The following is a 14,640-nucleotide window of genomic DNA, read 5'->3' as shown; positions in this document are numbered from 1 at the left end:
AAGCCAATACTTTTAAAAGTATTGGCTTTTTGATTGATATCTACTACCGACTAGTTATAATATCCTTCTTCAGGAATATCGATATAATATTGCTTTCTAGATCTATTGTTTAAGTGTGGTTCACGTAACCAAGGGTTATGTAACTTTAATATTTTGTAGTTGATACCATAGTTTTCGGCAAACTTAGTAAAATCTGTTACTGCTGTATCTACCTCTACTTTGTAAGTTGGTACAGGCTTGTATAAATCTTTATCTCTAAAATTGAAACCATATGTGTCTGGGTTAGATAAAATTTCTTTTAAAGCTACAATTCTAAACATATAACGCCCTGTTTCTTCGCCTAAGAGTAAATCGTAATACTCACTTACATTTTGTTCTTTTAAACGCCTAGAAACACCTGCATTTCCAGCATTATAAGCGGCAGCTGCTAACGTCCAAGATCCTAATTGTTCTTTCGCTCTTAACAAATATCTACAGGCTACTTCTGTAGCCATTTCTAAATTGTAACGCTCATCAACATTATTGTTTACTTCTAAACCATTTTCTCTACCTGTTGCAGGCATAATTTGCCAAAACCCTCTTGCCCCTGCTGGAGATACGGCATTGGTTAAACCACTTTCTATAACAGCTAAATATTTAAAATCGTCTGGTACACCATGCTTTGCCAAAATAGGCTCTATAATTGGGAAGTACTTTTTAGAGCGCTTAAACATTAATAAACCATTAGATTGCCAATACGTGTTTACTAACAACTCTCTATCCATACGTTCTAAAATATCTGGATTATCAAGTGGCATTGGCTCCCCTGCAAAATCTAATTTTTCTGGAACTTGCAACGCGTAAACATTATAATCGTTTATTAATTTGGTTTCAAAATTCTCATCGGTAGGAGCTTCTTGAAAAGCATTAATAAACAAGGCGCATAAGCTTAATAAGCCTACTAAAGCTAAGGTTTTCTGTACTATTTTCATTTTTACTTCTTTTTATTTTAAATGTAAGTTTTTTATTTAATTTTCTAATATAATTTTTGGTAAATTTTCGTTAAACCATTTATACTTATTTATAATCGCAATATGTGTTCCGTTTTTAACAACCATACAGTTTTTTATATTCTTAATAGGAAAAACCCCATCGGCATCACCATGGATATGTACTATATCTTTTGGAGCCTCTTCTTGCCCCCAACAAACCATTTGCTCTATAGCCCAAGATAAATAACGACTATCATTAACCGAAAGGTATTTTTGATAAAGCTCAATGCGTTTTTTAACCACATTACCTACCGCATATTTTTCGAACACATCTATATTTGAAGCCAATTGTGTTGGCACCAACTTATACGCCTTTGTTGTTTTAGCCAACAGCATACGCTTTGGTAATTCGTGCATAGATTTAACACTCGATGCTATAATTAATTTCCTCGTTTTTATATGCTTAGCCATTTCTTGTACTAAAACACCTCCAAAAGAGACGCCCAGTAAAACAATGTTGTTGTGTTTTATATGCCTAGTCATTCGCAAAGCATAATCACTAAGCGATTCATTTTCAACGGGTATCATCCATTCTAATAAATGAATTTGAAAGGTTTCTTCTGGTAATTTTATGTTTTCAAAAATTAACGGACTAGCAGCCATTCCTGGCATGAGGTAAACATGTATTAGCTCTTGATGCATAAGGGATTAACTTCTATTTAACTATAATATAACGTTTTTTTTTCGTACTTTTGCACGACAAACTTATACAAAAATAGTTCTCACTATTTCAAGTTTGCAAATAATTTTAAAAATTTTATGATATGGTTGAAGCTGCTGAATTGATTGACAACGATTTTTTACGTCAATTTGAAATTAAAATCGATGACCAAATGGCCATAATCGAATATTCTCTACAAGAACGAAAGATTTTTTTAACAAAACTTTTTATTCCAGAAAGCATAACGGACGAAAATTTTAGTAAAGATTTTTTATCTGCTGTATTTGATCAAATAGCTGAACGCAACTTAAGCGTGATGCCTACTTGCCCAGAAATAGCAAAATTTGTTAGAAGCAACAGAAAGTACAAGCGCATGCTACCAGTAGGCGTAAGAATCTAATTTTAGAAATAACTTAAAAACAAAAAATCCGAAGCAAAGCTTCGGATTTTTTTATGTTTTATATTTTATACTGAATATCAATAATAATCAGAATAATCATTAGATATTTTATCCAGAACAACCACGCCTGCAGAACCAGTTAACTCAAGTTGTCCGTCATCATTTATTTCATAACTATTTCCAGAGGCATCGATATCTAAAAGCGTAACCACTTTACCATTTAGCTCCCAATTAAAAGGCTCTAAACTTGAGGTCTCTTCACCTGTATTCGTTTCGATAGCATAAATACTCAATCCGGTATTATTGTCTCCAAAAACTAATGTAAATGTAGTTGTAGCTTCTGTGCTAACCTCACTGGTTTGCCAAACTCCTAATAAAATAGAATCTTCATCGTTATCATCATTGTCACTAGAACAAGACATGAACAGAAAAATAACTAAGAGAGAAGTTAATAATTTTAAGTTTCTTTTCATAATTAATTAAATCTCGATACTTTATACCGAAAACACTTGATGTAAACTTACATCAGCAAACAACATTTAGCAAAATAAAATCGATTAAACTCAAATAAACCAATGCAAGATGAAAAAGCAGTTCTTAAGCAACGCTATCTTGCTTAACAAAATCGAAACGCACTAAGCCATCATCATCAATTTTCGTAAGATTTACCGCATGTAAAGTATTTACTAATTCTGGGTTCCATGGCGTTTTTACTTTTACATAATTTTCTGTAAAACCATGAATATAACCGCTTTTATTTTCACTTTCAAACAAAACAGTTCTTGTTGTTTCTAATTGACTTTCGTAAAATGCACGACGCTTTTTAACCGATAAACCACGTAACATTTTACTACGTTTACTACGTACATTACCGGGTACAATACCGTCCATTTCTGCAGCTTCGGTATTATCGCGCTCCGAATATGTAAACACGTGTAAATATGAAATATCTAACTCGGTTAAAAAATTATAAGTTTCTAGAAAATGCTCATCAGTTTCACCCGGAAACCCAACAATAACATCCACACCAATACAGGCGTGAGGCATAACTTCTTTTATTTTAGAAACACGATCTACATAAAGTTCACGCATGTAACGGCGTTTCATTTTTTTAAGAATTTCATTACTACCAGATTGTAGAGGAATATGAAAGTGTGGTACAAAAGCTCTAGATTTCGAAACCAAATCAATGGTATCATTCTTTAGTAAATTAGGTTCAATAGACGAGATACGCAAACGTTCGATACCTTCTACTTTATCTAATTCTGTTACTAAATCTAGAAACGTATGCTCGTGTTTTTTGTTTCCAAATTCACCCTTACCGTAATCACCAATATTAACACCGGTTAAAACAATTTCTTTTATATTTTGTTTTGAAATATCTCGTGCGTTTTTCAATACGCCTTCCATAGTATCACTTCTAGAAATACCGCGCGCTAAAGGAATAGTGCAGTATGTACATTTATAATCACAACCATCTTGAACTTTCAGAAAAGCACGTGTTCTATCTCCAATTGAATAAGAGCCTACATAAAAATCGGCATCTTCGATTTCGCAAGAATGCACTTCGCCAAAATCGTTTTTAGATAAATCGTTTAGATAATCTGTTATTTTAAATTTCTCCGTAGCTCCAAGCACCAAGTCTACTCCGTTTACATCGGCTAGTTCCTGAGGTTTTAATTGTGCATAACACCCTACCGCAGCAACAAAAGCATCTGGATTAGATTTTTGGGCTTGCTTAACAATAGTTTTGAAACGTTTGTCTGCATTTTCGGTTACCGAACAGGTGTTAATTACGTAAATATCTGCCTTTTCAGAAAAATCTACGCGACTAAACCCCTCATCATCAAAGTTTCTAGCTATAGTTGATGTTTCGGAAAAATTAAGTTTACAACCTAAAGTATAAAATGCGACTTTTTTATTCATTATATTTTGTTATCCTCTGCTTGTTTCAATATCTTTTTAAAATTATCTTTACATTTAAAAAGTCTGCAAATTTACAATTAATAAGTTATATGATAAAACATGTTACTAGTCAAATAATAAACTATCTCTCAATTAGTTGCGTTGTTTTATTTTTTTTTTCATGCGAAAGCGATACAAATACAGCCAAAGACCACCTTGTTTTTAGATATAATGAACATAAAAATATAGGCTCTCTAGATCCTGCTTTCTCCAAAGATATTGCAGATATTTGGGCTACCAACCAACTATTTAATGGTTTAGTACAAATGGATAACAACTTAAAAGTTATACCTTGTATTGCTAAAAGTTGGACTATTTCTGAAGATGCTAAAACATACAACTTCAGCCTTAGAAACGATGTTTATTTTCACAAACACGAACTATTTGGCAAAGACTCCACAAGAACCGTTGTTGCTACAGATGTTGCTTATAGCTTAAACCGATTATTAGACAAACAAATTGCGTCTCCCGGAAGTTGGATTTTGAATAAAGTAGACCAATTTAACGTGGTTGACGATACTACATTTCAAATAAAATTAAAACAACCTTTTCCTGCATTTCTAGGGTTATTAACCATGAAATACTGCTCAGTTGTACCTAAGGAAATTGTAGATTTCTATAATTCTGATTTTAGAGCACACCCTATTGGAACAGGTCCTTTTAAATTTAAACGCTGGGAGGAAAATGTAAAGTTGGTTTTTAGAAAAAATGATAATTATTTTGAAAAAGACCTTAACGGAAATAATTTACCTTACCTAGAAGCTGTTGCAATCACCTTTTTACCTGATAAGCAAAGCGAATTTATGCAATTTGCACAAGGAAACATTGATTTTGTTTCTGGTTTAGATGCCTCATACAAAGATGAAGTTTTAACAGCCGATGGTAGATTAAGAGATTCTTACCAAAAAACATCGCGTTTAATTCGTGGCCCATATTTAAATACCGAATATTTAGGATTTAACTTAGATTCTGAAACCTCGGAAACGCAATCAAAATTATTGAGACAAGCTATTAATTACGGCTTCGATCGAAAAAAAATGATGATTTACCTGCGTAACGGTGTTGGAATTCCTGCAAATGGCGGCTTTATACCTAAAGGTTTACCAGGTTACAATGCTACTACGGGTTTTAACTATAAGCCGGAAAAAGCTAAACAATTAGTTGAACAATATAAAAACGAGACAGGTAAACAAAAGCCAGAAATTACAATTACCACTATTGGGAACTATTTAAGTTTTTGTGAATATATACAACGTGAACTACAAAAAACAGGCCTTATAGTAAACATCGATGTTATACCTGCGGCTACTTTAAAAGATGCTAAAGCCAACAATAAATTAGATTTATTTAGAGCGAGTTGGGTTGCCGATTATCCTGATGGTGAAAATTATTTATCTTTATTTTATAGTAAAAACTTTTCACCAAACGGACCAAATTACACGCACTTTCAAAATCCAAAATTTGACTCTTGGTACGAACAAGCTTTTACTGAAACTAACCCAGAGAGCAGAGAACAACTTTACTCTAAAATGGATTCATTAGTTATGCAAGAAGCTCCAATTATTCCTTTGTTTTATGATGAAGTGGTTCGATTTACAAGGAAAAACGTTCAGCATTTAGGCATAAACCCTATCAACTTATTAGAATTAAAACAGGTGAAGAAATTAAAAGAAAATATTTAGTCTATTTCAACTGGTTTAATTAAAACTTCTTCTAAAACACCAATAATAAAAAGATATTGCCCCAACTCATATAAAACAAGAAGCGTTGGACCATCAAAGGCAAAACTATTTCCGTAGAGTTTTACAACCAACATACTTTCCGATATCACAAAAAATAACAAGCCTAAAAACACCAAAATATAACTCTTGTAGCAAACAAATTCCTTTCGAACAAAAGCGAATGCTAATAAAACTATAGAAATAAAAAAATAAATAACGATTATTATAAGTTGATCACCTAACTTTTCGTAAACCTCATTAACAAGCACGAACATATACAAACTAAAAAACAACAAGAAAAAGAGTATTCTCTTAAAGCTAAAATCATGATTTTTCGCTAACCTCAAGGCATAGAAAAACTTGCCAGCAACAAAAAAAACAAAAGAGAGAAAAAAAAATATTTGATTATTATTCATAAGTGTACCAAACCACCCACCAATAGTAAAAAGAACTAACCCTATAATTACGGCATTAGATTTTAATTTTGGTACTTTATCATTCTTGTTTACTAAATAGTATACCAACAATAACCCAGTTACTAAACTCTTAGATAAATGACGATGAAAGGATGTATCTAAGTTCTGCTTTACCAAATTATCCAATACCACGGCAACCAAAAACACTATAGAAAACAAGTAAATATTTTTAAAAAAAATATTCATAAAATATATTAGTTGACTTATTTTTTTCAAGATAGGCAATTCCCTACTTATTTCATTTTAAAAACATAGATATCATCGTCACCTTTTCCGCCAAGACGTTTGGACGATAAAAAACCAGAAGTATTATTTGTATTCATTATTAGAGACAAATCGTCCTTAACACTATTTAATGGTTTTTCTAGTTTCTCTGCTTTTTCAAAAGTACTATCTCCATTCATTTTACATTTATATAAATCGTAACCACCAAAGCCATTAGGCCTGTTGGACGAAAAATACAATGTATTATCACTAGCTATAAACGGAAACATTTCTTTTCCATAAGAATTTACTGTGGATCCTAAATTCTCAGGTTCACTATACGTATTTCCCTCTAAAATATCGACCTTAAAAATATCCGAACCTCCTTTTGTTGTAGCTTTACCTCCTTTGATATTTGCAGTAAAAAACAAAGTTTTACCATCGGGACTTAACGCTGGGTGCGCATAAGAGAACCGAGGCTTACAGAATGGTAATACTTTAAAATTAGTAAAACCAACACCTGCCTTAAACTCCCCTACTTCTAAATGAAAGTTAGTTTCCTTAAACCTAACATCTGGTTTATTTCTATTGGTGTAAACTGTAGTAATATAAATAAGACTACCGTCTTGAGATAATGTTGCACTAGTAATTTGAGGCACACCTGCTTTGGGATCGATTTGAACGGTAGACAAGTTTTCGATTGTCTCCGAATTTTTAATTTCTCCCTGAAATATTGTTAGTTTTGGCTGACCCTGAACGCGCTTTACGCGTCCTTTTTTATCGAGTTGATAAGATGTAATTATAACATTGTTACCTACGCGCATTAATCCAAAATGAGGATTTTCATTGTTTAGACTTAAATTTTCAACAACATAAGCTTCATTTTGAGCTAAAGCTATTGCTGTACAAAATAAAAAACTACATACTATAAATTTCATCATAAAAAACTGACATTTAAACAAATATACAAATACTTGATTTATTTAAAGCTTGTAAAAAAACTTCATCAGTTTATTTTATAACACAAACCTATTCTTCCCTTCTAAACTTTTTGGTTTCGTCAAAAACATGGGCCAGAATAGCTTCTTCCTGATCGTTGAATTCAATGCCACGTCTACTCATAACTATTTTAGTTACCTCAAAAGCTTTCTTTGTTAAGTAAGTAGTAAAGCCACTACTACCGCCCCAAGAAAAACTTGGTACAAAATTACGAGGAAACCCTGTTCCAAAAATATTTGCACTTACGCCAACTACGGTTCCTGTATTAAACATGGTGTTTATTCCACATTTACTATGGTCACCCATCATTAAACCGCAAAATTGTAAGCCTGTTTTAGCAAAACCTTCTGTTTGGTAATCCCATAAACGCACTTCAGCATAGTTGTTTTTAAGGTTAGAATTATTGGTGTCGGCACCTAAATTACACCACTCACCTAATACAGAGTTCCCTAAAAAGCCTTCATGTCCTTTATTAGAATACCCAAAAATAACCGAATTATTAACCTCGCCACCTACTTTACTAAAAGGACCTACTGTTGTTGGACCATAAATTTTGGCTCCCATTTTTATGGTAGAAGATTCGCATAAAGCAAAAGGCCCACGAATAAGCGCACCTTCCATTATTTCTGCATCTTTAGCTATATATATTGGTCCGTTTGTAGCGTTTAACGAAACGTACTCTAATTTTACTCCTTCTTCTATAAAAATATTTTCTGGAGCTATAATATTATTGGTTTCCGAGATGGTTTCAGTCTTTCTATCTTCTGTAATTAATTCAAAATCGGCCTTAATTGCATCGCCGTTTTTAGAAAAAATATCCCACGTATTTTCAATTTTTAATACGTCACCATCAAATTCAATGGCTTTGTAATCGTCAAAATCAATATCTTCTTGTCCTTCTACTGCAAAAAAAGCAATAACATCGTCACCTTGAAAAATAGCTTGATTTTCTTCTAACGCTTTAATTTTTGCAACTAATGCCTTATTTGGCAAATACGATGCGTTAATCATAACGTTAACTTCCATCTCCACCATCGGATATTTATCAGCTAAATAATCTTCAGTTATCGTAGTTGTTGTACAACTTAAATAGTTTTCCCATTTTTCACGAATAGTTAATATGCCTACTCTAATATCTGCAACAGGCCTTGTATAAGTAAAAGGCAGTAGATTGTTCCTTGAAGGACCGTCAAAAAGTATATAATTCATTTTAAGTGTAAAATTAAAAGTTCATCAATATAAACTTCAATTATGAATTCAAATGTAATTTAAATATAGAAAACAAAAAAGCCTTCCATATTAAATATGAAGGCTTTATATATTAAATGTAGACTAAATTTATTTTTTAAACTTAGCGTATTTATTTTTGAACTTGTCAATACGACCAGCTGTATCTACTAATTTAGATTTACCAGTGTAAAAAGGATGAGACGTTCTAGAAATCTCCATTTTTATTAATGGATATTCAACACCGTCAACCTCAAGAGTTTCGTTTGTATTTGCTGTAGATTTTGTTAAAAACACATCTTCGTTAGACATATCTTTAAACGCTACTAATCTATAATTTTCTGGGTGTATACCTTTTCTCATCGCTAAATGCTTTTTATTCTTTTCAATTTTGGAAGTGCAAATTTAAGTAAATTTTATAAATTCACAATATTTTTTGCATTTTATTTTTCTCTGGTACAAATGTAACGTTTTAGTATCTTTGAACACTAACAATTCAACTAAAATAATTTAATCAAAATATCATGGAAAAAACTTTAAAATCTATTGCTACTAATTTCGGATTGTATTTAGGAGCATTTCTAGCTCTAATCACTATAATTCCTTACGCTGTAAATATTGAATTATTAATAAATACTTGGTTAGGCGCCTTCATTTTAATTACTATTATTGTCTTCGGAATTGTTTCGGTAGCCAAAGTTAAACAAGCTCAAAACAGTTACGCTACTTTTAAAGAAGCTTTTACTGCATATTTTATTACTGTTGCGCTAGGTTTACTAATTAGTATTTTAGTCTCTTATATATTATTCAACTTTATCGATCCAGAAGCAGCAACTGTTTTAAAAGATATTACTATTGAAAAAACAGTACAAATGATGGAAGGCTTTAATTCTCCAAGTGATATTATCGACCAAACCGTTGAAAACATGGAAGCTCAAAACAATTATTCTTTAGCCAACATCGCTAAAAGTTTAGCCGGCTACTTAGTTATGTTTAGTATTATTGGTTTAATAGTTGCAGCAGCAATGAAAAAAAAGAACCCTGACGCAGAATAATTTCAGTATTTTTGAACTTTATTATCTGAAAAAAATTACATGGATATATCAGTAGTTATACCACTACTTAACGAACAAGACTCTTTAACCGAATTGCACGATTGGATTGCTGGCGTTATGCAAAAGCATCAATTTTCGTACGAGATTATTTTCATTGATGACGGAAGTAAAGATGAGTCATGGAATATCATCACCTTACTTTCAACGCAAAATAATAGCGTAAAAGGCATTCGGTTTTTACGGAATTTTGGAAAATCTCAGGCTTTACATGCTGGTTTCGAAAAAGCGGAAGGCGATGTAATTATCACCATGGATGCCGATTTACAAGATAACCCGGACGAAATTCCAGATCTTTATAAAATGATTATAAAGGATGGTTTCGATTTGGTTTCGGGTTGGAAAAAGAAACGTTACGACTCTGTAATAGCTAAAAACATTCCATCAAAACTATTTAATTGGGCTGCCAGAAAAACATCGGGAGTAAAACTGAACGATTTTAATTGTGGCTTAAAAGCTTATAAAAAAGAAGTTGTAAAAAACATTGATGTTAATGGCGAAATGCACCGTTACATTCCGGTGCTTTCAAAAAACGCAGGCTTCTCTAATATTGGTGAAAAAATAGTACAGCACCAAGCCAGAAAATATGGTGAAACCAAATTTGGCATGGATCGTTTTATTCATGGTTTTCTAGATTTAATTACCATTTGGTTTTTATCTCGTTTCGGAAAACGCCCTATGCATCTCTTTGGAGCATTAGGTTTTATAATGTTTGCCATTGGTTTTGCTTTTGCATTTTACCTTGGTGTCGATAAATTATTTTTAGACCGCGCAGGTAGACTAATTACACAACGCCCTCAATTTTACATTGCACTTTCTACCATGGTTATTGGTACTCAGTTTTTTGTAGCTGGTTTTTTAGGCGAAATTATCTTGAGAAACAGACCCGATAAAAAACGATATTTAATTAAAGATGAATTAAATTTAAACCAAAATCATTAAGAAATAGTTAAAAACGCCTTTTAAGGGCATCAAAATTGCTTGTTTTTAAAAATTATTCTTTAACAATTGTTTACTTTTGTTTTCATTTGTTACACAACTAATTATACATATATGATACACATTGAACCAAAAATTTTAGACAGAATAAACGCCTGGTTAACACCTGCTTTTGATGACGAAACGCAAAAAACTATTAAAGATAGTATTGCAAACAATCCAAAAGATATACAAGAAAGCTTTTATAAAGATTTAGAATTTGGTACAGGTGGTATGCGTGGTATTATGGGTGTTGGCACAAACCGTATTAACAAATATACTTTAGGTAAAAGCACACAAGGTTTAAGCGATTATTTGCATAAATCTTTTCCAAATGAAACACCTAAAGCTGTAATTGCTTACGATTGTAGACACAACAGTAAATCTTTAGCAAAATTAGTTGCCGATGTATTTTCTGCAAACGGTATTCAAGTTTATTTATTTGAAGATTTACGTGCTACACCAGAATTATCTTTCGCAGTAAAACATTTAAACTGCCACTGTGGTATTGTATTAACAGCATCTCACAATCCACCAGAATATAATGGTTACAAAGTATACTGGCAAGATGGTGGGCAATTAGTACCTCCGCATGATGGTTGTGTTATTGGCTTAATTAACGATTTAGATTATGCTGATATTAAGTTTGAAGCAAACAACGATTTAATTCAATATATAGGTAAAGATGTTGATGATGTTTTTATCAACGCATCGGTTCAAAACGGTTCGGTTGGTGCAACTCAAGCCGCTAAAGACGATTTAACTATTGTATTTACATCATTACACGGTACATCAATTACCACAGTTCCAGAAACATTAAAACGTGCTGGATACAAAAATGTCCATATTGTAAAAGAACAAGAAGTGCCAGATGGCGACTTTCCAACAGTAAAATCTCCAAACCCAGAAGAACCTGCTGCCTTAAAAATGGCTTTAGAATTAGCCGATAAAGTAAATGCAGATATCGTTATTGGTACAGATCCAGATTGTGATCGTTTGGGCGTAGCCGTTAGAAATGCTGATGGTGAATTACAATTACTAAACGGAAACCAGACCATGTTAATGATGACGGATTTCTTACTAAAACAATGGAAAGCAGAAGACAGAATTAAAGGTAAAGAATTTATTGCATCTACAATTGTATCTACTCCTATGCTAACAAAACTAGCTACATCTTACGGTGTAGAAAGTAAAATTGTTTTAACTGGTTTTAAATGGATAGCTAAATTAATTCACGATTTTCCAGAATTAGATTTTATTGGTGGTGGTGAAGAGAGTTTTGGTTTTATGGTTGGCGATTTTGTTCGCGATAAAGATGCCGTAACCTCTACCCTACTAGCTTGTGAAATTGCAGCTATTACAAAATCTAACGGAAGTTCTTTCTTTAATGAATTACTCCAATTATATACAGAACATGGTTTTTACAAAGAGAAATTAATCTCGTTAACCAAGAAAGGTATTGAAGGTGCTGAAGAAATCAAACAAATGATGACGGATGCCCGTAACAACACACTTAAAGTTGTTAATGGTTCTAAAGTTGTAAAATTTGAAGATTACGATTTATCAATTTCAAAAAACATGATTACTGGTGAAGAATATACAATAGACGTTCCAAAATCTAACGTATTAATTTACTATACTGAAGATGGAAGCCAAGTAGCATTAAGACCAAGTGGAACCGAACCAAAAATTAAGTTCTACGTAAGTGTAAACACAGAACTAAAAGCTGTTGAAGATTTTAAAACAACCGAAGCTTCGTTAGACGCTAAAGCTGAAGACATCTTAAAAAGCATGAACCTTATTTAAGGATCAGAACAATTTAAATAAAACAAGCATCAATTTAGATGAATCATTTTTATAACATACTTCGGTATGCCAAACCATATAAAAATTTCGCCATAGGACACATTATATCTAATGTGTTTTATGCGTTATTTGGGGCACTTTCTTTTATAGCATTAATACCAATGCTAGATATTTTATTTGAAAAAAAAGACCCTACTGCAACCATTGTAGAACCGGTATATAAAGGCATATCTAGTCTTAAAGATTTTTATAAAGACTATTTAGCTTACCAAGTAAGCCTGCACACAGATAATGATCCGCAAAAAGCATTACTTATTGTAGTTAGCTTAATTATAATCTTATTTCTTTTAAAAAATATCTTTGGCTATTTAGCCAATTACTTCATGGTGTTTTTAAGAAACGGTGTGGTTAGAGATATTAGAAATACTGTCTATAAAAAAACTGTAGAGCTACCTCTTTCTTATTTTTCTGAACAAAAAAAAGGAGATATCATGACACGTGTAACTGGCGATGTAGCAACTTTACAATACTCTATGCTACCAGCACTAGAGCTTATTGTTCGTGAACCACTTACAATTATTTTTACTATTGTTATGATGCTTTTAATAAGTGTGCCTTTAACCGTTTTTGTGTTTATTTTTATTCCGCTTTCTGGCTTGGTTATTTCCAGAATAGGAAAAAGCTTAAAACGAAAATCGGATCGTGTTCAAAAAGAGCAAGGTATTACACTATCAACTTTGGAAGAAACATTAACAGGTCTTCGTATCATTAAAGGTTTTAATTCTGAAGATAGATTTTATGAAAAATTCTCTGATTCAACAGGTAAATTCTATAATTTTTCTAACAAATTACTTAACCGACAAAACTTAGCATCACCAGCTAGCGAATTCTTGGGTATATTAGTTATTTCTATACTTTTATGGTACGGAGGACAACTAGTTCTAGTTGACAAAACATTAGACGGAAGTTCTTTTATCGCATATATGGGATTAGCATATAACATTTTAGTTCCGGCAAAAGCAATTTCCAGAGGACTTTATAACATTAAACAAGGTAACGCTGCTGCGGAAAGAATACAGGAAATCGTAGAAGCTCCTAATCCTTTAAAAGATAAAGAAGGCGCTATCGACAAAACGAGTTTCGATTCTGAAATTGAATTCAAAAACATTTCCTTTAAATATCAAGATGATTATGTTTTAAAAGATTTTTCATTAACCATTCCTAAAGGAAAAACTGTTGCTTTAGTAGGCCAATCTGGTAGTGGTAAATCTACAATTGCCAACTTAATCACTCGTTTTTACGATGTAAACAAAGGAGAAATCTTAATAGACGGTATCAACATTAGTGATTTAAAAACAAGTGCTTTACGTGCGCAGTTAGGTATTGTAACACAAGATGCTATTCTATTTAACGAAAGCATTAAAAACAACTTAAAACTAGGTAAACAAAACGCTTCAGACGATGAAGTTATTGATGCCTTAAAAATTGCGAATGCTTGGGAGTTTGTAAAAGATTTACCAAAAGGCATTGAAACCAATATTGGTGATGCAGGAAACAAACTTTCTGGCGGACAAAAGCAACGTTTAAGTATTGCGCGCGCCGTACTTAAAAGCCCTCCAATTATGGTGCTAGACGAAGCTACCTCTGCCCTAGATACCGAGAGCGAACGCTTAGTACAAGTTGCTCTAGAAAATATGATGAAAAATAGAACCTCTATTGTTATTGCACATAGACTTTCAACCATTCAAAATGCAGATCAAATTGTTGTTTTAAACAAAGGAGAAATTGTAGAGCAAGGTAAACACCAAGAGCTTATTGATAAAAATGGAGTTTATAAAAAACTTGTAGATATGCAAAGTTTCGAATAAACTTCAAAACACGTTGTAAAATATAAAAAGGATAGAGACTTGGGGGTTTCTATCCTTTTTTTGTAGGTTAATGTTAGATTTGGGGCATCTAACAACTTAAGCAGGTTTCTGATGCAAATTTAAGGTAAATAATCTTACAAACAAAAATTTATTTGCATTTAATCTAAAATATATGTCTTTAAACGATAAAAA

The 14,640-nt window shown here is 32.3% G+C and carries 14 protein-coding genes; 6 read left to right on the top strand and 8 right to left on the bottom strand.

The annotated features are described in order from the left end of the window. Positions 1–50: 50 nt before the first annotated feature. A complete protein-coding gene (locus GQR98_RS11340) occupies positions 51–971 on the bottom strand; it encodes a lytic transglycosylase domain-containing protein (RefSeq protein ID WP_159019597.1) in 921 nt (306 codons plus the stop codon). A gap of 36 nt (positions 972–1,007) precedes the next feature. Further along, the gene (locus tag GQR98_RS11335) at positions 1,008–1,673 is read right to left on the bottom strand and encodes an alpha/beta hydrolase (RefSeq protein WP_159019596.1); all 666 of its coding nucleotides are present in this window, start codon (positions 1,671–1,673) and stop codon (positions 1,008–1,010) included. Between the two features lie 122 nt (positions 1,674–1,795). Between GQR98_RS11335 and GQR98_RS11330 the strand changes: the two genes are divergently transcribed. Further along, positions 1,796–2,092 (top strand): N-acetyltransferase, encoded by a 297-nt coding sequence (locus tag GQR98_RS11330; RefSeq protein ID WP_042495776.1) that lies wholly within the window; start codon positions 1,796–1,798, stop codon positions 2,090–2,092. A 77-nt stretch (positions 2,093–2,169) separates the two neighbouring features. Here GQR98_RS11330 and GQR98_RS11325 read toward each other — a convergent pair whose 3' ends face one another. Next, positions 2,170–2,565, bottom strand: coding sequence for a hypothetical protein (locus GQR98_RS11325; protein ID WP_159019595.1), 396 nt, complete (start codon positions 2,563–2,565; stop codon positions 2,170–2,172). Between the two features lie 124 nt (positions 2,566–2,689). Continuing rightward, a complete protein-coding gene (mtaB, locus tag GQR98_RS11320) occupies positions 2,690–4,018 on the bottom strand; it encodes a tRNA (N(6)-L-threonylcarbamoyladenosine(37)-C(2))-methylthiotransferase MtaB (protein ID WP_159019594.1) in 1,329 nt (442 codons plus the stop codon). Between the two features lie 89 nt (positions 4,019–4,107). Between mtaB and GQR98_RS11315 the strand changes: the two genes are divergently transcribed. Then, entirely contained in the window at positions 4,108–5,739 is a 1,632-nt protein-coding gene (locus GQR98_RS11315) for an ABC transporter substrate-binding protein (RefSeq protein WP_233268001.1), read from the top strand. Here the strand turns inward: GQR98_RS11315 and GQR98_RS11310 are convergent. The 4 genes from GQR98_RS11310 to GQR98_RS11295 all read right to left on the bottom strand — a co-directional run bounded on the left by GQR98_RS11310 (position 5,736) and on the right by GQR98_RS11295 (position 9,047). Beyond that, positions 5,736–6,440, bottom strand: a complete 705-nt coding sequence (locus GQR98_RS11310) for a lysoplasmalogenase family protein (RefSeq protein ID WP_159019592.1) — start codon at positions 6,438–6,440, stop codon at positions 5,736–5,738. The genes GQR98_RS11315 and GQR98_RS11310 overlap by 4 nt on opposite strands. 47 nt (positions 6,441–6,487) lie before the next feature. Then, positions 6,488–7,399 (bottom strand): TolB family protein, encoded by a 912-nt coding sequence (locus GQR98_RS11305; protein ID WP_159019591.1) that lies wholly within the window; start codon positions 7,397–7,399, stop codon positions 6,488–6,490. Between the two features lie 88 nt (positions 7,400–7,487). Next, positions 7,488–8,666: a GlmU family protein gene (locus tag GQR98_RS11300; protein WP_159019590.1), complete on the bottom strand. Its 1,179-nt coding sequence runs from the start codon at positions 8,664–8,666 to the stop codon at positions 7,488–7,490. 129 nt (positions 8,667–8,795) lie between these two features. Continuing rightward, positions 8,796–9,047, bottom strand: coding sequence for a type B 50S ribosomal protein L31 (locus tag GQR98_RS11295; protein ID WP_159019589.1), 252 nt, complete (start codon positions 9,045–9,047; stop codon positions 8,796–8,798). Between the two features lie 161 nt (positions 9,048–9,208). Between GQR98_RS11295 and GQR98_RS11290 the strand changes: the two genes are divergently transcribed. The 4 genes from GQR98_RS11290 to GQR98_RS11275 all read left to right on the top strand — a co-directional run bounded on the left by GQR98_RS11290 (position 9,209) and on the right by GQR98_RS11275 (position 14,448). Beyond that, entirely contained in the window at positions 9,209–9,739 is a 531-nt protein-coding gene (locus tag GQR98_RS11290) for a DUF4199 domain-containing protein (protein WP_159019588.1), read from the top strand. A gap of 39 nt (positions 9,740–9,778) precedes the next feature. Beyond that, positions 9,779–10,738: a glycosyltransferase family 2 protein gene (locus GQR98_RS11285; protein WP_159019587.1), complete on the top strand. Its 960-nt coding sequence runs from the start codon at positions 9,779–9,781 to the stop codon at positions 10,736–10,738. A 111-nt stretch (positions 10,739–10,849) separates the two neighbouring features. Beyond that, positions 10,850–12,580, top strand: coding sequence for a phospho-sugar mutase (locus GQR98_RS11280; protein ID WP_199270188.1), 1,731 nt, complete (start codon positions 10,850–10,852; stop codon positions 12,578–12,580). Positions 12,581–12,618: 38 nt separating this feature from the next. Continuing rightward, positions 12,619–14,448 carry an ABC transporter ATP-binding protein gene (locus GQR98_RS11275; RefSeq protein WP_159019586.1) on the top strand — a complete coding sequence of 610 codons (1,830 nt, stop codon included), beginning with the start codon at positions 12,619–12,621 and terminating at the stop codon, positions 14,446–14,448. Positions 14,449–14,640: the final 192 nt, after the last annotated feature.

Origin of the sequence: Algibacter sp. L3A6, from assembly GCF_009796825.1 — a bacterium.
Lineage (GTDB): Bacteria > Bacteroidota > Bacteroidia > Flavobacteriales > Flavobacteriaceae > Algibacter.
This window is presented reverse-complemented; position numbering and strand designations above follow the sequence as displayed.